Raw genomic sequence first — 17726 nt, forward strand, 5'->3', positions numbered from 1 at the left:
GGCGCCCCCGCCCCGCAAACCCTTGAGCCGCCACCCGGCCCGGCCCTACCGTGAGTCCCCCGACGCACCTCATGCCCCCCCGGGTCAGGCGCGAGACGGCTGGCTATCGATACGGATTTACGGCGCGAACTTCCGGTGCAGGACACTAGGTACAGGAAGGGGGCCTTCATGTACTTCGGGAAGGGGGCCTTCACGCGCTGTCGCTGTAGTGCCGAGCCTCAAGGTGGCGTTACTGCCCGCCAGCAGCAGCGGTTCTACCTCACGCCGGGCCGAGCTCAGCCCAGCATGCCGTGAAGGGCTCCTTCCCTACCCTCAGAGTAGGGAAGGAGCCCTTCACGGACCTGCGATCCCGGCCCGCCGCCCGCCGTAGGTACCTAAAACACGGGTTCGCTCCAACCCGAATCGCCACTCACGATCCCTGACCGAGGCGTGCGTCCCGTTCGGCGTGCTTCTTCAACGTCAGCAGCTGTTTCCGCATCATGATCAGGTCGCCCCAGCCGAGCAGGAACTCCTTGAGGCGTCCGCGGAACCCCTGCGAGGTCACGACGATGCGGCACAGCATCCGGCACGACCGCTCGTCGATCGGTTCGACCGAGTACGTCGCGGCCACCGGGCCGAACAGGTTCTCCGACTTGGCGAAGGTGCGGCCGGTGAGATGGCGTCCTCGTTCGACTTCGGTCAGCTCGAACACGATCAGCGTGTCGCCGGGCGCGAGTTCGTCGGCGCCGGGGGTGAGTGTGCCGGGGCTGCGGCGTCCCAGGTTGTCGAGCAGGTCGTAACTGTAGGGCGCGACCGAGATCTGGCAGAGCCAGCGGTAGGCGAGCGCGGCGGGCGCGTGCACGGTGACCGCGCGGTCGAAGCGGGCGACGGGGCCGTCGAGCAGGGTGTCCGCCGGCTGTGCGCGGCGGCGTTCTTCCGGGGTCGCGCCCCAGTTCGCGGGTGAACCGAAAGACATGGCCGCCTCCGTACGGTGCCGTATGGTTTTCCGTACGGTAGCGTACGTGGCGTGAAACGGAAGCTCGCACGTGAGGATTGGGCGGACGCGGCGCTCGAAGCGCTGTGCGAAGGCGGGGTCGCCGCGATCGCCGTCGAGCCCCTCGCGGCGAAGCTCGGGACGACGAAAGGCAGCTTCTACTGGCATTTCGCGAATCGGGACGCGCTGGTCGAGACCGCCGTGCGCCGGTGGGCCGAGCAGGACACCGAGGCGCTGATCACGTTGCTGGACGGCATCGCGGATCCGGAACGGAGGCTGCGTGAGCTGTTCGAACTCGTCTTCGGGGGCAAGGACGACGAGCGGGCCGAGCTGGCGCTGCTCGCGCACGCCGGCGATCCGGTGATCGGTCCGCTGCTCGCCGACGTCACCGCGCGGCGCGTCGACTTCATCGTCCGCTGCTTTCTGGAGATGGGCTGCCCGGAAACCGAGGCCCGGCATCGGGGTTTGCTGGCGTACACGGCTTTCATCGGCTTGATCCAGGCACAGCGGGCGAGCGGCGGGACACTGCTGTCCGCGGCCGAGCGGCCAGGCTATCTGGAGTTCCTGCGCGGGATTATCACCGGATGAGAGGGATCTTCCGCTCTTCGGGCGGGTGAGCCGCCGGAGCCTTCCAGCGGCGCTTCACGCCACTCATCATCGGCTCCATGACAGCCACGTATCCCGCGGCGAAGGACGATGCCGCGACCCCGATGGGCGCGGTCTACGCCGAGTATCCGCCGATGTCCCGGGTCGTCTTCCCCAGTGGTTGCGAAGGCTGGCTCGTGACCCGGTACGAAGACGTCCGCCTGATCTTCTCGGACACCCGGTTCTCCCGGAACCTGCTCGCGCCGGACGCGCCGTGCCTCATCGAACCGGGTGACTTCTCCACGGGCGAGCACAGCATCCTGAACATGGACCCGCCGGATCACACGCGGTTGCGGAAGCTGACGGCGCAGGCCTTCACCGTCCGCCGGATCGCCGCGCTGCGGCCGCGGATCCAGGAGATCGCCGACACGCTGCTGCGGGAGCTGGTCGAGCACGGTCCGCCGGTGGATCTGGTGGAGATGTTCGCCTGTCCGCTGCCCACGGCGGTCATGTGCGAGATCCTCGGCGTCCCTTTCGAAGGCAGGGAACGGTTCCGCCAGTGGTCGCGGGTGATCGTCACGCCGATGGCGTACACCCCGGCGGAAGTGGCGCGGGCCCGGCGTGACGGGGCGGAAGACATGGCGGCACTCGTGGCCGTCAAGCGGGCGAAGCCGGGAGATGACCTGCTCAGTGTCCTCGTGCATGCCCACGACGAGGACGGTGACCGGCTCACCGAGGCCGAGCTGATCGATCTGGCCACGCAGCTCCTGCTCGCCGGGCACGAGACCACGGTCAGCCTGATCGCGACCGGGATCGTCCTGTTGGCGGGGAATCCGGATCAGCTCGCGGCGGTGCGCTCGGATCCCGGGCTGACTGCGGGAGCCATCGAGGAGATCATGCGCTACGACGGACCGGCCGACGCGTCACTGCTCCGGGTCGCGCTGGAAGACGTCGAACTGAGCGGCGGCCTGGTCCGGCGCGGTGAGGCCGTGCTGGCCCACACCGGCGCGGCGAACCGTGACGAAGCCGCTTTCCCCGGCGCGTCGCGGTTCGACATCCGGCGCCGCAACGCGCCGCAGCTCGGCTTCGGGCACGGCATCCACTTCTGCCTCGGCGCGGCGCTCGCCCGGCTCGAAGGGGAGATCGCGTTCCGGGCCCTGCTCGACGGCCTGCCGGGACTGGATCTCGCCGTCCCGGCGTCGGACATCGTCTGGCGTCCGCCGCTTTCGATCCGCGGCCCCGAAGCGGTGCCGGTGACGTGGGCTACCACCAAGCGCGGCTGAGGCTTTCCAGCGTCGGTTCTTCCGGTGCGGGAAGAACCTTGAAGTACCAGGTGAAATTGCTGTAGACGTGCAACAGCGCGTACGCCAGGCAACGCCGGGAGAACTCCTCGTCCGGCTCGGCCCCGTATCCGGCCAGCAACCGCCGCAGGAAGTCCTTGTCCCCGCCCGAAACGAACAGGCCGACGGCGACGAAGTCGTACTCGGCCGCGCCTCGCATCGCCGGTTCGAAGTCGAAGAGCCCGGTCAGCCGCGGCCGTCCGCCGTCGTGGACGACCATGAGGTGGTCGCGCATGAACTCGGTGTGCAGCGGGACGACGGGCGGCGTGCCGAGGTCGACGGAGTCGAGGAACGCCGGGATTCGCGCGATCCAGCTCTCGTCGAGGCCGGTCCGGCGGTGATGCTCGACGACCTTCTCACGCTGCCCGGCGACGAACGTGGCCCAGTCCGCCGGATCCAGGACGCCGAGACGCGGGTCGTGCAGCGAATGCAGGGCGGCGAGCGCCTCGCCGAGTTCGGGAGCGAGCCGATGTTTGTCCTCTGTGGACAGTTTCGGCCAGGTGTCCTTCAGTGTTTCGCCGCGCAGGCGTTCCATGAGCACGTAACCCCAGCCGTCCCGCTCGCCGACGCCGTGCACGGCGGGGGTCGGGATCGGGAGTTTCCCGTGCAGGACCTCGAGCATCGTCCGCTCGGTGGGGAGTTCGCCGAGATGGACCGGCGGGAACAGCTTGAGCACCAGATCGTCGCCGACGGCGTAGACCGGCAGCGAGCCCTCGGTGAACGGGACGACTTCGCCGAGACCGAGCGAACCGGTCAGCGAAGTTACCGCCGGAAGCAGGTCTTGCCTGGTCAACGCGTCGAACTCGGCTTCGGTGCCGGCGGGCGGGAACGAGATCACGGAGCCGACCGTAGAGCAGTGGAGCGCGGGCGGCGACGCATTTACCCGCTGCGTTCCAGGAGCGTCCGTGCCGCGCCGAGCACCAGGCGGCAGACGTCGTCGGGATCCGCGCTGGCCAGCGGTTCCTTGCCGGTGATGTCGCGGACCAGGCCGATCCCGAGCAGCCAGGCGAGGATGAGGTCGGCCCGCAGGTCCGCGTCGTCGGCGTCGGTCAGCGTGGCGAGCACCTGCGCGTACTCCTCGCCGAGCTGCCGCCGGACCGCGGCCGCGGCGCTGTCGTGGCCGGTCGAGCGCAGGTAGGCGTCGAGTGTGCGGTCGCGGCCGGTGTCGGCCTTCAGCATGCTGCGCAACGCCGTCCCGAGCAGTTCGTCCGGTGGCGTGGTGGCGAGCTGCTCGCGCCCGCCGCGTGCCAGGACTTCCTCGAAGAGGGCGTCTTTCGAGCCGAAGTAGCGGAACAGCAGCGCCTGGTTGACCCCGGCGCGTTTCGCGATGTCCCGCACGGTCGTCCGGTCGAAGCCGCGCTCGGCGAAGAGCGCCGCCGCCGCGTCGAGCAGGGAGGCCCGGGTCGCGGCCGCGTCACGCTTGCGGACCTGCGGTTCTTCCGTCATCGGGCAAAGGCTAGCCGGACGTCGCACGGTAGGCGCATTGACGCTCACCGTGGTCGTGATTAGCGTTGTAAGCAGTTGCTTACAAACCGCCGAGCCGGGGGGTTTCCGGACAAAATGACCACCAACGACACCGAATTCATCGCCTATCCCTTCAACGAAGACGCCGGTCTCGAGCTCAACGAGGCGTACGCGGCGGCCCGCGCCACCCAGGGCATGCTCCGCGTCCGGCTCCCGCACGGTGAGCCGGCCTGGCTCGCGACCCGATACGCCGACGCGCGCTTCGTACTGGGCGACAGGCGGTTCTCGCGGGCGATGGCCGCGGAGAAGGACGAGCCGCGGATGGCGCCGGGCAGGCGGCCGGGCGGGATCCTGAGCATGGATCCGCCCGATCACACCCGGCTGCGCACGCTGGTCGCGAAGGCGTTCACCATGCGCCGCGTCGAACTGCTGCGACCGCGCGTCGCCGAGCTGGCGGCAGGGCTGATCGAGGACATGAAGGCCAAGGGACAGCCCGCAGACCTGGTCGAGGACTACGCGCTGCCGATCCCGGTCGCGGTGATCTGCGAACTGCTCGGCGTCCCCGTCGAGGACCGGCCGAAGTTCCGTGTGTGGAGCGACGCCGCGCTGTCGACCAGCCCGCTGACCACCGAAGAGATGATGGCCAACCAGGACGAGCTGCGGGCGTACATGCACGTGCTCGTCGAGCAGCACCGCGCCCAGCCGCAGGACGACCTGATGACCGCGCTGATCGAAGCGCGCGACGTCCGCGACAGGCTGAGCGAGCTGGAACTGGTCGACATGTGCATCGGTATCCTGATCGCCGGGCACGAGACCACCGCCAGCCAGATCCCCAACTTCGTCTACGCCCTGCTCGAACAGCCGGACCAGCTCGCCCGCCTCCGCGCGGACCTCGACCTGATCCCGGCCGCGGTCGAGGAACTGCTGCGGTTCATCCCGCTGGGTGCCGGAGCCGGATTCGCCCGCTACGCCACCGAAGACATCCACGTGGGTGACGTGCTGGTGAAGGAGGGGGAGCCGGTGATGGTCGCCATCGGTGCCGCCAACCGGGACGCGCTCCAGTTCAGGTCGGCGGAAACCCTCGAATTCGGCAGGGAGAGCAATCCCCACCTCGGTTTCGGGCACGGCGTGCACCACTGTCTCGGTGCCCCGCTGGCCAGGCTGGAACTGCAGGAGGCCATGCGGGCGTTGCTGCGAGATCTCCCCGGACTGCACCTCGACGGCGATATCGTGTGGAAGACACAGATGCTGGTTCGGGGGCCCCGTTCCATGCCGATCGGATGGTGAGCATGAGCTGGAAAGTCGACGTCGATGGCGACACGTGCATCGGCTCGGGGATGTGTGCCGCGCTGAAGCCGGAGGTCTTCGAACTCGAAGGCGCCACGGCGACGGTGGTCAAGGGGGAGGTGGATCCGGACGAGACGGTGCTGGACGCGGCGGATTCATGCCCCGCGATGGCCATCGAAGTGACGGAAAAGGGCGAGGTGATCGGGCCGCGGCCCTGATGACCGCTCGTTAATGCGTGGCGGTCGTCGGTGAAGAGGCGTAGGACCACAGGGTGAGCGACGACGGCTTGACCCTCCGCACCTTGACCACCGACGACCTGCCCGCACTTTCGGACATGCTCGCGCGAGCGTTCCTCTCCGACCCCTCGGAGGGGTTCCAGCACCGCGAGGGGCTGGTGTTCGAACCCGACCGTTCGCACGGCGTCTTCGACGGCGACGAGCTGATCGGGATGGGGGAGATCCTCAGCCGGAAGATCACCGTCCCCGGGGCAGGCCCGACGCCGTTCGCGGGGATCACGTCGGTCGGCGTCGCTCCGGGACATCGGCGGCGGGGCGCGCTCACCCGCGTCATGCGGGCGCAACTGCACGGCCTGCACGACGACGGCGCCGAGCCGTTCGCCGCGCTGTGGGCGTCCGAATCGGTCATCTACCCCCGCTTCGGGTACGGCCTCGCGGCGCAGTTCTTCCGCGCGAAGATCCAGGCGAAGGCGGCGTACCGGCCCGGTGTCGAACTGGAGGCCGAACGTGTGCGCGAAGTCGGCCGCGAGCAGGCGATTCCGCTGATCAAAGCGCTCTATGACAAGGAAGCACCACAGCGGGTCGGCGCGCTGGACCGGCCGGGCGCGACGTGGGAGTTCAACCTCGACGATCCGGAGCGGCGGCGCGAGGGCGCGACCGCGCTGAAGTTCGCCGTCCTGCCGGACGGTTACGCGATCTACCGGGTGAAGAGCGACTGGCACGAAGAAGGCCCGCGAGGGACGTTGATCGTGCAGGAACTGGTCGCGACCACCCCGGAGGCGTACGCGACGTTGTTCCGCTTCCTGCTCGACTACGACCTGGTCGGCACGGTGGAGACCTTCGCCGCCCTCGACGAACCGCTCATCCACCTCCTCGCCGATCCCCGCAAGATCAGCCGGTCCGCCGGTGACTCCCTGTGGGTCCGGCTCGTCGACGTCGATCGCGCGCTGAAGACGCGCCGCTACGGCATTCCGGCGGATCTGGTGTTCGGCGTGCGCGACGACTTCTGCCCGTGGAACACCGGGAACTGGCGGCTCGTCACCGACGAAGGCGGGAACGCCGAGGTGACCAGGGTGGAGGCCGCGCCGGACCTCGAACTGGACGTGATCGACCTCGGCGCGATCTTCCTCGGCGGCACCCGGCCGAGCACACTGGCCGCGGCCGGGCGGATCAAGGAACGGACGGCAGGCGCGGTTTCGCGGGCGACGGCGGCCTTCGCCTCCGACCGTGAGCCGTCCTGTCTCGAATCGTTCTAGGCCGCATTACCTGGCGGGTAATCGACTTCGCACGGTCTCCCTTGCCAAGGTGAACAGGTGCGAAAAATCAAGAGATTCCTTGGTGTGGCGGCGGTTCTGGTCAGTGCGACGGTGCTGGGAGGCGGACCGGCGGTGGCGGAGACGAACGAGGGTTGCCCGATTGTGGAGCAGTTGGGTGACTTGGTCGAAGGTGCGGTGTCCCCGAGTGCCTGCGCCTTCATCACGAAACAGACCGAGTTCGGGGCGATGCGTTCGGACACGCCCGAAGCACGGGAAGCCCGCGTTCGGTTGTACGGCACCGTTTTCGCCGCTGACGGGACGCTCGCCGAATCGGGCAGCGCCGCGCCCGTGCGCGGCAGGGCCGACATCGAGAACAACCTTCGGACCCTGCTGGGAGCCTTCCCCACCTTCCGGTTCACCCCGGTGAAGATCGTCGTGAACGGCGACGCCGTCTTCTACGAGGCGGCCAACGAAGCCGTGATCAACGGGCAGATGGTGCGCTACCCGGCCGTCTACCGGGTGGTGCTCAAGGACGGTGAGGTCACCGAGGGGCGTCGCTACCACGATCGGACGGAATGGTTCCGCCCCATCGAGAAGGACGCGCTTCGGCAACTGTTCGCCGGTGTCGCCGACAACTGTCCTCGGCGAGGGCCTGCCTTCACCGGACCGGGGCTGACGGCACCGGTGACCGACCCGCAGTGTCATCTCGCCTACCTCGGCAGGCTTTCGGGCGCGATGACCGACGTCCGGCTGGCGCCGGATCAGGCGGCCGCGGGTCCGCGTACGAAGTTCCAGGAGTACCGCGGGACCGTCCGCGCGAAAGGGCGGACGATCGACTTCGGGGTGATCGTGGGCACCGAGCACGGCATGGTCCGCTACTACTTCGACACGCTCCCGTTGAATTACGGCGACGCGGAGATGGGTGCCCTGTTCACCAAGCTGCTCACGGGTTCAGCACCCCCTGCTCGGTGACCACCGCGGTGACCAGGTCGAACGGTGTGACGTCGAAGGCAGGGTTGAACACCTCCGCGCCTTCGGGCGCGACCTTCGCACCGCCGAAGCTCAGGACCTCGCCGGGATCGCGTTCCTCGATCACGATCCCGGCGCCATCCGGCATCGCGGTGTCCACAGTGGACGACGGGGCGACGACCACGAACGGGACTCCGTGGTGCTTCGCCGCGATCGCCAGGCCGTAGGTGCCGATCTTGTTGGCGACGTCGCCGTTGGCGGCGATCCGGTCGGCGCCGACGAGCACGCAGTCCACCAGGCCGCGGCCCATCGCCGCGGCGGCCGCGCCGTCGGGCTGGATCCGGTACGGGACACCGGCCTGTGCCAGTTCCCAGGCGGTCAGGCGGGCACCCTGCAACAGCGGGCGGGTCTCGTCGACCAGCACGGATTCGACCAGGCCACGGGCTTGCAGATGCCAAACGACACCGAGCGCGCTGCCCCAGCCGACCGTCGCGAGATGGCCCGCGTTGCAGTGGCTGAGCAGCCGCAACGGCCGCCGCTCGCAGTGTTCGAGCACCACTTCGGTCGCCAGCCGGGAGGCTTCGTGGTTGATCCGCTCGTCCTCGTCGAGGATCGCCAGCGCTTCGGCGAGGACCGCTTCCGGCCCCTCCGGGAGCTTCGCGAGCGCGCGGGAGACACCCCAGCTCAGGTTGACCGCAGTCGGCCGGGCCTGCGCGACCCGGCGCGCCTCGGCCTCGACGTCACCTTTCGCGCGGGTCGCGAGCACCACGCCGAGCGCTCCCGCCGCGCCGAGCGCCGGTGCCCCGCGGACCGCGAGCCGCTGGACGGCGCCGACGAGTTCGCCGACCGTGCGCAGTTCGAGCACGCGATACTCGGCGGGCAGGACGGTCTGGTCGATGATCGTGACCGCGTCGCCGGTCCAGTCGATCGTCCTGCGCATGGCTCTCCCGTGAAATCCGGTTGTCCCGTCGCGGCCGCCTCGGTCAGGATGCGACTCGTGACCATTCAACGCCACCATCCGCCCGGTCTGCACTCCACGCCCGTCTACCACCACGTGACCATCGTCGAAGGACGACGGGACGTCCACCTCGCCGGCCAATGCCCGCTCGCCGAAGACGGCAAGGTCGTCGACGGTGACGTCCTCGCCCAGGTCGACCAGGTCGTCGCGAACACCGCCGCCGCGCTCGCCTTCGCCAAGGCGACCCCGGCCGACGTCGTCCGCACGGTGATCTACGTGGTGACGCCGGACGCCGAGGTGCTTTCAGCCGTCTGGGACCGGTTCGTGGAATCGGAGATCGGGGAGGCCTTCACGACCGCGAGCACGCTGCTCGGCGTCGCGCAGCTCGGCTACCCCGGGCAGCTCGTCGAGCTCGACGTCACCGCCGCCACGGCCTGATTTCTCGCTCGCCGAGTCTGGCGAAGTTCCGTGAAGGCCTCCTTGAGGGACCCAGAGTCCCTCAAGGAGGCCTTCACGGACATCCGGCGAGCGGGCCCGCCGGTACCGAGTGGCTCGGGTTCGCACGCGAAGCATGCTGCGCTCCTGCGGGGCACCTTGTCTCGTGAGCGGTGACTTCGGGTGAGGGGTGTATGGAAACAGGGACGTTGAATGTCCCTCTTTCCACACACCCCTCCGGTGCTCACAGGGACTGTCACGCGGGACTGTGTGGATTTCTGGTCATCCAACGCACCAAAATCCACACAGTGCGGAACGCGGCCCGGCACCGCGCCCGAACACGATCCCCCGTCAGGTGATGATCGTGACGACCGGCTCCTCGGCCTTCGCGGCCCCCGCGAAGAAGGTCACCAGCTCGTCGTAATACCCGCGCACGTAGTCCAGCGCGTCGGGCTCGTCCCAGATCGACGGGTAGATCCCCTCGGCGTCGAGCTCCGAGAGCTCGAGGCCTTGCGAGAGCTGATCGAACCCGGTCCGCGTCATCTCCGCCGAGATCGTCCGCACCTCGTCCGCGGTGAACCACCGCGGCGGCCCGTCACTGTCGGCTTCCCCCAGCAGTGCCCCGCCCAGCACGAAGTCGACCTCGAACCCGGCACGCCCCACCAGGAACCACAGCGCGTGCCACGCCTTGTCGATGTCCACCGCCCGTTCGGTGCCGGCGGCCTTCTCGGCGTACTCCCAGTACCGCTCGGGTTTCTCGCTCAGTTCACGCAGTTCCCCGGACGTGACCCGCAGATACGCGCCGCACATGCCCATCGGTCAGAGCCCGGCCATGAGGTCGGTCTCCGTGATGCCAGGACCCTGCCCGGCACGGATGAACCACTCGACGCCGAACGCCCCCGCGAAAGCCTCGTCCGGCATCGCGAGGAAGAAGGAGTCCTCACTGATCTGACTGGCGTGCGCACGCATCGCCGCCCGCTTGTAGGGCAGGTACGCGGTGACGTCGACCCGCGCGGTCAGGATCGCTTCCGGCTTGCCGAACTCGGAACCGTCTTCGAAATCGGGCAGGTCCTCGGCCTTCATCTGCCCCGTCCGCACCGCCTCCTCCATGCCGCGGCGCATCTCGTCACTGTTGCTCGTCGCCTCGTAGACCCGCGGCGTGCCGGCCAGTTCGGCCGCGCGCATGCCGACGCGATGCACCTGGATGTGGTCCGGATGCCCGTAGCCGCCGTTGTCGTCGTAGACGGTCAGGACGTCGGCCTGCTCTTCGCGCAGGATCTCGGCCAGCCGCTGCGCGGCCTCCTCGACGTCGGCCTGCCAGAACGTGCCGGGCACGTCGTTGCGCGGCTCGCCCATCATGCCGGAATCGGTGTACCCCAGGAACTCCACCCGCTTGGCCCCCAGGACCTCGGCGGAAGCGTGCGTCTCCTGCACGCGGCGCTGCCACAACTCCTCTCCGTCGTCGAGGAACCCGTCCGGCACCTCGCCGACCTCCCCCCTGGTCGCGACGACGAGCACGACACGGTGGCCTTCCTCGAAGGCCTTGCGCATGACGCCCCCCGCGACGATGCACTCGTCGTCGGGGTGGGCGTGAAAACTCACCAATGTGGCCATGGTGGGGAAACTACCGGGAGGCACCGACATATTCCGGTGGCGCGGGATGACTGACGGCGATCTGTGTTGCGAATTCGGCCGTCGGCGCGACTCAAGACACACGAACGACCGCAGGTAGAAGGGTGGCCGGCTGTGGTGGGGATCGACGATTGGTACCTGGATCGTGCGGGCCGGTGTGAGGTGGGGCCGGAGTACAGCCCGGATGACGATATCCCGGATCCGTATGTCTTCGGGGAATCGTCAGCTCAGGGGTGGACGATCCAGGAATCCGGACAACGGCCTGGTCCCAGGAAGCGAGGTCCGGCGCCCGAATCGCCACGCACTCTGCCCCCTGCTACCTCCGGAGGCACCTGGCAGTCGGCTGCTCGGAAGTGGCTGTCCGGCTTTCCGCAGGGAACGAATCGTGAATGCTTGCGCGCCTTGCGCCTGGCCGGGCACAAGAACGCGACCACGCAGTTGATCGAGCGGTTGAGGGCCGATTCGCCTGCGGCGGTCGGGTCACCGGGAGCCAAGGCCACGGTCAGCGGCGGCCCGCCGGCGCGAGTCAAGGAGCAATCCCGCCGAAACAAGGCAAAGCCGGGTCGCCGAACGGGCAATCGTCCAACGCCGCGCCCGGCCAAGGTCGACTACTGCGACGGCTGCGGTATCGCGGTCCGAGACGATGGTCTTTGTCGCTGCTGATCGAGAGCCGACGGTTCGCCCCGGCACCGGGCCACTCACGCCGGAAAGACCCGCCCGAGAAACTCCAGCGTCAGCGCCCAAGCCGCCGCGGCGGGCTCGGGCTGGTGGAACATCGGCGCCACGTGGTTGTGGAACGCGTGCCCCGCGCCTTCGTGGATGTGGATCTCCGCGCCGTCGTGGGAAGCCACCGCGTCGGCCAGCTTCCCCACGCCTTCGATGGGGATGTACGGGTCCGCGCCGCCGAACTGGAACTGGATCGGGCAGGTGATCTTGTCCAGCAACGGAAGTTGCTCGGGCACCCGGGAGCCGTAGTACGAGACCGCGACGTCCGGGTCGCCTTCGGCGGCGGCCGCGTAAGCCATCGAGCCGCCGAGGCAGAAGCCGAAGACGCCGGCGCGGCCGTCGGTTTCGGGGAGCGCGCGCAGGGTCGCCAGGGTCGCGAGGACGTCGGTGACGGCGCGTGCCGGGTCGAGTTTGCCGGAGACCTCCATCGACGCCGAGACGCCGGCTTCGTCGTGCGTGGCCGACCAGCCGGGGGCGATCCGCCAGAACAGTTCGGGCACGGCGACGACGTAGCCGAGGGCGGCCAGGTCGGCGGCGACCGATTTGAGGTAGTCGTCGAGGCCGAAGATCTCCTGGATCAGCACCAAACCCGGGCCGGAGCCGGATTCGGGCAGCCAGAGCGGGGCGTCGAACGAGCCGTCGGCGACGGTCACCTTGGTCATCGGGTTCCTTCCAGCGCGTGCACGAGACAGTCCGCCACGAGGGCGGCCTGCGTGCCGTCGGGGTCGAGGTCGGGATCGAAGATGGTCAGCTCCAGTCCGGCTGCGCCGGGGATCGCGAGCAGCCCTCGGAGCAGTTCGACGAGCTTGTCCGGGCTGAGCCCACCGGGATCGGGACTGTCCACAGCGGACACGAACTCCGGGTCGAGGGTGTCGATGTCGATGTGGATCCAGAAACCGTCCAGCGGCGCGAAGATCTCCCGGGCGGCGGCGAGCGCCCCGTCGGTGCCGGACGCCATGATCTCCTGGCTGGTCACGACACGAAGCCCGGCTTCCCGCGCCTCGGCGGACTCCTCCGCGCGAACACCGAGCACGAGGACGTCTTCGTCGCGGACGTACGGGCGCAGACCGTCCACATCGGCCAGTTCCGGCTGACCGCGGCCGGTCACGACGGCTAGCGCTTCGCCGCCGACAGCGGCGACGTGGTCGGAGTTACCCAGGTGCCGGAAGTCGTCGTGCCCGTCGAAGTAGACGACGCCGAAGCGTCCTTCGCGACGCAGGGTCAGCATCGCGGCGAGCGCGATCGAGCAGTCGCCGCCGAGCACGACCGGAAAGCCGCCGTCGGCGCGGATCTTCGCGAGCCGTCCGGCGAGTGTCTCCGTGTAGGCCGCGATCCCGGCCGCGTTGCGCACGCCACCGCCGGGCGACCAGGCGGGCAGATACCGCGGCGGGGTGACGACACCGCCGTCCCTCGCGCCTAGACGGGTGAGCAGGCCGTGGTCACGCAGCGCGCCCGGTGCCTTGTAACAACCCGGGACCACACCTTCGGCGGGCGGGCGCAGTCCGAGATTGGACGGTGCGTCGAGCAGTACGAAATTCCCCATGCCCCCACCGTAGTAGTGACGCCTGGTGTCGCGCCGTCCGTCCCTTTAGGTTGATGGGACGGACAGAGGAGGCTCAATGGCGGAGCGGACGAAATACATCCTCGACGAACAGGACATGCCGACGAGGTGGTACAACGTCGTCCCGGATCTGCCGGAGCCGCCACCGCCGCCACTGCATCCGGGCACCCGCGAGCCGATCGGCCCGGACGATCTCGCGCCGCTGTTCCCGCAGGCGCTCATCGCCCAAGAGGTCACCACGGAACGGTACGTCGACATCCCGGAAGAGGTTCTCGACGTCTACCGGCTCTGGCGACCGTCGCCGCTGTACCGCGCGAGGCGGCTGGAGAAGGCGCTCGGCACTCCCGCCCGCATCTACTACAAGTACGAGGGCGTCAGCCCGGTCGGCTCGCACAAACCCAACACCGCCGTGCCGCAGGCTTTCTACAACGCCGCGGAGGGTGTCACCAGGCTGACCACGGAGACCGGCGCCGGACAGTGGGGGAGCGCGCTCGCGTTCGCCTGCGCCACCTTCGGGCTCGAATGCGAGGTGTGGCAGGTCCGCGCCTCCTACGACCAGAAGCCGTATCGCAAGCTGATGATGGAGACGTTCGGCGCCACGGTGCACCCGAGCCCGTCCGAGCTGACCGAATCCGGCCGCGCGATCCTGGCCGCCGACCCGGACTCGACCGGGAGCCTCGGCATCGCGATCAGCGAGGCGGTCGAGCAGGCGGCGCAGGCGGAGAACACCCGTTACGCGCTCGGCAGCGTGCTCAACCATGTGCTGCTGCACCAGACGATCATCGGTGAAGAGGCGCTCAAGCAGTTCGAACTGGCCGGGGACACCCCGGACGTGCTCGTCGGCTGCACCGGCGGCGGCTCCAACTTCGGTGGGCTCGCCTTCCCGTTCCTGCGCGAGAAACTCGCCGGGCGGATGGACCCGGTGATCCGCGCGGTCGAACCGGCCGCCTGCCCGACCCTCACCCGCGGGAAGTACGCGTACGACTTCGGGGACACCGCCGGGCTGACGCCGTTGCTGAAGATGCACACGCTCGGTCACGACTTCATCCCCGACCCGATCCACGCCGGCGGCCTGCGCTACCACGGGATGTCGCCGTTGATCTCGCACATCTACGAACTCGGGCTGATCGACGCGATCGCTGTCGGGCAGGAGGACTGCTTCGCCGCGGGTGTGCGATTCGCCCGCGCGGAGGGCATCATCCCCGCGCCGGAGCCGACCCACGCGCTCGCCGCGTGCATCGAGGAAGCGTTGCGGTGCAAGGAAACAGGTGAGGAGAAGGTAATTCTGACCGCGCTGTGCGGGCACGCGCACCTCGACCTTCCCGCATACGGCGCGTACCTGGCGGGCGACATCTCCGACCACGCGCTGTCCGACGAGGTCCTCGCGAAGTCCCTCGCCGGCCTCCCCTGATCGCATTTCGTCACCTACTTGCGGTGGTTCGCATCGCCAACTACCGCAAGCAGGTGACGAATTGCGGGCCTGAGGCGGTGCGTGGCGCGCCGCGGCCGTGACTGTGTGGATTTCTGGTCATCCAACGTCCCAAAATCCACACGGTGCCCGCACCACCGGTCCGGTCACGCTCGAGGCGCAATTCGTCACCTACTTGCGGTGGTTCGTATCCCGAACTACCGCAAGTAGGTGACGAATTGCGGGGTCGGGTCAGCCGGTCACCTGGTAGCCCGACGTCCGGTTCCGCCCGGTGTTCTTGGCCTCGTACAGCGCCCGGTCCGCGGCGGCGAGAACGGCGTCCAGGTCGGCGACGCCCGGCCGGTCGGCGAGCCCGATCGACACGGTGACGTGTTCGGGCAGGTCGCCGGCGCGGGAAGCCACGCTCGACCGGATCCGTTCCGCGATCGCGTGGGCGTGCACGGCGGACGTGCCGGGCAGCAGGACGACGAACTCCTCCCCGCCGAACCGCCCGACCAGATCCGTGCCGCGCACCTCGGTGCGCAGGGTTTCCGCGATCGCCGCCAGGTACCGGTCGCCGACCAGGTGCCCGTGGCGGTCGTTGATCAGCTTGAACCGGTCGACGTCGACCATCAGCAGGCTGGTGTGCCGCCCCGCGCGCCGCGCGCGGTCGAGTTCGTCGGCCGCGGCTTCGCGCCACGCCTTGGCGTTGAGCAGCCCGGTCTTGGCGTCACTGCGTGCCTGCCGTTTCAGTTGCCGCAGCAGCACGCCGCGGTGCAGCACCAGCGTGATCCCGACGACGAGCAGCAGTACCACCGGCCAGTCCCGCAGGGCCCACGCCACGATGATCCCGAGCGCGATCGTCGCCGCTTCGAGCGCGTACTCGAACGGCTGCGCCAGCGCGTCGCGCAGCCGCTCGTGCGGGGTGCCGTAGTGCACCGCGACCGTCATCAACGCGGTGTTGACCAGCAGGAACACGCCGCCCGCCGCGACCACCGAGCCAAGGGAGGACGCGTCGCGGGGTAGGACGTCGAACGGGGCCGCGTACCGGGAGAGGAAGGCGGCGGCCGCGAAGCCCGCGAGCACGGTCGCCGAGGCGGAGAACGCGCGCCGGAACAACGGGTTCGGCTGCCCGCGGAACCAGCGGTAGAAGAACGACACGGCGATGACCAGCGCGGCGAGTGCCGGGTGCACCAGCAGTACGGCGGCGAAGGTCCAGACGCTGTCGAGCGAGATGTGCGGGGTGCCCGCGAACCGTTCCCGCACCCGCTCCACGGGGCGTGACAACTCCGTGTACAGCACGGCGCTGGTGATCAGGATCGCGAAGGGGATCGCGTCGCCGTGGGTGAACGGGACGCGGGCAAGTGACCAGGCGGATCCGGTGATCGCCGCGACGTCCACCAGGAGGACGAAGCCGATCAAACCGCGGTGGGGTAGCCGCCACAGCGCCCAATTCGTTAGCGCCACGGTGACGAACGTAATCGGTTGGATACTAGGTGTCACTACGCTGTATGGGTAGGCGTGGGTGCACCACGCGTGACCGGCATCGGGGAAGTGGAGGGGGTGAGCTCCATGCGCGGGCAGAACTGGTGAATACCCGGTTCCGGTCAAAGGGGGTGAAGCGGGGCCACGTGGCGCCAAGCCCGGGTGGCCGGAACAGCCACTACGACACCGGCGAGTGCGATGACCGAGACCGTCGTCGCGGGTGAACCGAGTACGCCGACGAGCAGGCCGCCGGCGATCAGCCCGATTCCCTGCACGGCGATGAGCCCCGACCCGGCGAGGCCGAAAGCCTGGCCTCGTTCGGTGTCGGGCACCAACCGCATGAACGTGGTGCTCGCGGTGACCTGGTAGGCCGCGCACATCCCGGACAGCACGAGCAGTCCGGCGGCGTAGGGGAGCGAGGGCCGGAACCAGAACGCCGCGAGCGGCACGATCGCGCCGAGCGCCAGCCGTCCGACCATGCGCAACCGGACTTCGGGCCGCACCAGGCGGCCCAGCACGAACACCCCGAGCACGATCCCCGCGGGATGCGCCGCGAGCAGCAGTCCCGCCGTCACCGCCCCGCCGCCGATCTCCGCGGCGTACGGCACGGCGAGCCCTTCCGGCACGATCACGAAACCGGCCAGCCACGCGAGACCGACCAGCGCGCGCAGCCGTCGGTCGTGCCAAATCGTGCGGGCGCCCGCACGAAGCCGCCGCAGGGTCGACGTCGCGGGGCCGTGCGCATCCGTCGCGGGGCGGGCACGGACACCGAGGCGCAGGACGAGCGCCGAAACCCCGAACGTGACCGCGTCGAGAGCGAGGCCCCTGCCGGTCCCGATCGCGGCGATCACCACGCCGCCGAGGGCGAACCCGGCGAGCTGGCCGATCTGGTTGGTGATCTTCAGCAGTGACTGGCCGAGGACGTACTGGTCCCCGCTGAGCACCGACGGCAGCACCGCGGCCTGCGCGGCGGTGAACGGCGCGTTGGCCAGTTGCACCACCACCAGCACGACGGCGAGCACGGGTAACGGGATCCCGGGGATCGCGAGCACCGCGACCAGGACGGCCCGGACGACGTCTGAGCAGACCATCACCGCGCGGCGCGGGAACCGGTCGGCCAGTCCGCCGAGCAACGGCCCGCCGACCAGGTCCGGCAGGTACGTGAGCGCGTAGGTCAGCGCGGGCCACGTCGCCGAACCGGTCCGCTCGAACACCAGCACCGACAGGGCGACCCTGGCCACCTGGTCCCCGAGGATCGACTGGAGTTCCGCGAACCAGATCGCCCGCAGTTCACCGACCGCGAGGATCTGCCGGAAGGTCGCCTGGGAACGCACGAGGTGACCACCCCCGTCGGTCGGGTGAGTCACTCAGCGTACCGCCCCGGACGCGCGTGGTGAAGCCTCGGAAAGCG

18 protein-coding genes are annotated in these 17726 nt (G+C 69.2%); 8 read left to right on the plus strand and 10 right to left on the minus strand.

Features of this window, described 5'->3' with window-relative positions; translation table 11 throughout:
• Positions 1 to 409: 409 nt before the first annotated feature.
• Positions 410 to 955 (minus strand): hypothetical protein, encoded by a 546-nt coding sequence (locus tag ACIHAO_RS08565; protein WP_396555838.1) that lies wholly within the window; start codon positions 953 to 955, stop codon positions 410 to 412.
• Between the two features lie 51 nt (positions 956 to 1006).
• Here ACIHAO_RS08565 and ACIHAO_RS08570 point away from each other — a divergent pair, with 51 nt between their 5' ends.
• Together ACIHAO_RS08570 and ACIHAO_RS08575 are read left to right on the plus strand one after the other, a co-directional pair.
• On the plus strand, positions 1007 to 1561 hold the full coding sequence (locus ACIHAO_RS08570) for a TetR/AcrR family transcriptional regulator (protein WP_396555840.1): 555 nt from the start codon (positions 1007 to 1009) through the stop codon (positions 1559 to 1561).
• Positions 1562 to 1638: 77 nt separating this feature from the next.
• A complete protein-coding gene (locus ACIHAO_RS08575; RefSeq protein WP_396555842.1) occupies positions 1639 to 2841 on the plus strand; it encodes a cytochrome P450 in 1203 nt (400 codons plus the stop codon).
• On the opposite strand, the gene ACIHAO_RS08580 is transcribed toward ACIHAO_RS08575, so the two are convergent.
• Together ACIHAO_RS08580 and ACIHAO_RS08585 are read right to left on the minus strand one after the other, a co-directional pair.
• Positions 2822 to 3736 carry a phosphotransferase family protein gene (locus ACIHAO_RS08580; RefSeq protein WP_396555844.1) on the minus strand — a complete coding sequence of 305 codons (915 nt, stop codon included), beginning with the start codon at positions 3734 to 3736 and terminating at the stop codon, positions 2822 to 2824. The genes ACIHAO_RS08575 and ACIHAO_RS08580 overlap by 20 nt on opposite strands.
• A 41-nt stretch (positions 3737 to 3777) precedes the next feature.
• Positions 3778 to 4344: a TetR family transcriptional regulator gene (locus ACIHAO_RS08585; RefSeq protein ID WP_396555846.1), complete on the minus strand. Its 567-nt coding sequence runs from the start codon at positions 4342 to 4344 to the stop codon at positions 3778 to 3780.
• Between the two features lie 114 nt (positions 4345 to 4458).
• Between ACIHAO_RS08585 and ACIHAO_RS08590 the strand changes: the two genes are divergently transcribed.
• The 4 genes from ACIHAO_RS08590 to ACIHAO_RS08605 all read left to right on the plus strand — a co-directional run bounded on the left by ACIHAO_RS08590 (position 4459) and on the right by ACIHAO_RS08605 (position 8113).
• Positions 4459 to 5649, plus strand: a complete 1191-nt coding sequence (locus ACIHAO_RS08590) for a cytochrome P450 (protein WP_396555848.1) — start codon at positions 4459 to 4461, stop codon at positions 5647 to 5649.
• A gap of 2 nt (positions 5650 to 5651) precedes the next feature.
• The gene (locus ACIHAO_RS08595; protein ID WP_125785759.1) at positions 5652 to 5867 is read left to right on the plus strand and encodes a ferredoxin; all 216 of its coding nucleotides are present in this window, start codon (positions 5652 to 5654) and stop codon (positions 5865 to 5867) included.
• A 53-nt stretch (positions 5868 to 5920) separates the two neighbouring features.
• Positions 5921 to 7141 carry a GNAT family N-acetyltransferase gene (locus ACIHAO_RS08600; protein ID WP_396555850.1) on the plus strand — a complete coding sequence of 407 codons (1221 nt, stop codon included), beginning with the start codon at positions 5921 to 5923 and terminating at the stop codon, positions 7139 to 7141.
• Between the two features lie 84 nt (positions 7142 to 7225).
• A complete protein-coding gene (locus ACIHAO_RS08605) occupies positions 7226 to 8113 on the plus strand; it encodes a nuclear transport factor 2 family protein (protein WP_396555852.1) in 888 nt (295 codons plus the stop codon).
• Here ACIHAO_RS08605 and mtnA read toward each other — a convergent pair.
• Positions 8085 to 9050, minus strand: a complete 966-nt coding sequence (mtnA, locus tag ACIHAO_RS08610) for an S-methyl-5-thioribose-1-phosphate isomerase (RefSeq protein ID WP_396555854.1) — start codon at positions 9048 to 9050, stop codon at positions 8085 to 8087. The genes ACIHAO_RS08605 and mtnA overlap by 29 nt on opposite strands.
• A 48-nt stretch (positions 9051 to 9098) precedes the next feature.
• Between mtnA and ACIHAO_RS08615 the strand changes: the two genes are divergently transcribed.
• A complete protein-coding gene (locus ACIHAO_RS08615) occupies positions 9099 to 9506 on the plus strand; it encodes a RidA family protein (protein ID WP_396555856.1) in 408 nt (135 codons plus the stop codon).
• Between the two features lie 348 nt (positions 9507 to 9854).
• Here the strand turns inward: ACIHAO_RS08615 and ACIHAO_RS08620 are convergent, their stop codons facing one another.
• From ACIHAO_RS08620 to ACIHAO_RS08635, 4 genes are all read right to left on the minus strand, one after another.
• On the minus strand, positions 9855 to 10319 hold the full coding sequence (locus ACIHAO_RS08620; protein ID WP_396555858.1) for a YfbM family protein: 465 nt from the start codon (positions 10317 to 10319) through the stop codon (positions 9855 to 9857).
• A gap of 3 nt (positions 10320 to 10322) precedes the next feature.
• The gene (locus ACIHAO_RS08625) at positions 10323 to 11117 is read right to left on the minus strand and encodes a PIG-L family deacetylase (protein ID WP_396555860.1); all 795 of its coding nucleotides are present in this window, start codon (positions 11115 to 11117) and stop codon (positions 10323 to 10325) included.
• A gap of 716 nt (positions 11118 to 11833) precedes the next feature.
• Entirely contained in the window at positions 11834 to 12523 is a 690-nt protein-coding gene (locus tag ACIHAO_RS08630) for a dienelactone hydrolase family protein (RefSeq protein WP_396555862.1), read from the minus strand.
• Entirely contained in the window at positions 12520 to 13404 is an 885-nt protein-coding gene (locus ACIHAO_RS08635; RefSeq protein WP_396555864.1) for an arginase family protein, read from the minus strand. The genes ACIHAO_RS08630 and ACIHAO_RS08635 overlap by 4 nt, the downstream gene beginning before the upstream one ends.
• A gap of 76 nt (positions 13405 to 13480) precedes the next feature.
• Here ACIHAO_RS08635 and ACIHAO_RS08640 point away from each other — a divergent pair, with 76 nt between their 5' ends.
• Positions 13481 to 14833 (plus strand): TrpB-like pyridoxal phosphate-dependent enzyme, encoded by a 1353-nt coding sequence (locus ACIHAO_RS08640; protein WP_396555866.1) that lies wholly within the window; start codon positions 13481 to 13483, stop codon positions 14831 to 14833.
• 249 nt (positions 14834 to 15082) lie between these two features.
• Here the strand turns inward: ACIHAO_RS08640 and ACIHAO_RS08645 are convergent, their stop codons facing one another.
• Together ACIHAO_RS08645 and ACIHAO_RS08650 are read right to left on the minus strand one after the other, a co-directional pair.
• A complete protein-coding gene (locus ACIHAO_RS08645; RefSeq protein ID WP_396555868.1) occupies positions 15083 to 16297 on the minus strand; it encodes a GGDEF domain-containing protein in 1215 nt (404 codons plus the stop codon).
• Between the two features lie 140 nt (positions 16298 to 16437).
• Positions 16438 to 17649 (minus strand): MFS transporter, encoded by a 1212-nt coding sequence (locus tag ACIHAO_RS08650; protein ID WP_396555870.1) that lies wholly within the window; start codon positions 17647 to 17649, stop codon positions 16438 to 16440.
• Positions 17650 to 17726 lie beyond the last annotated feature (77 nt).

This window comes from Amycolatopsis sp. NPDC052450 (assembly GCF_044547565.1).
In the GTDB taxonomy this organism is placed as follows: domain Bacteria; phylum Actinomycetota; class Actinomycetes; order Mycobacteriales; family Pseudonocardiaceae; genus Amycolatopsis.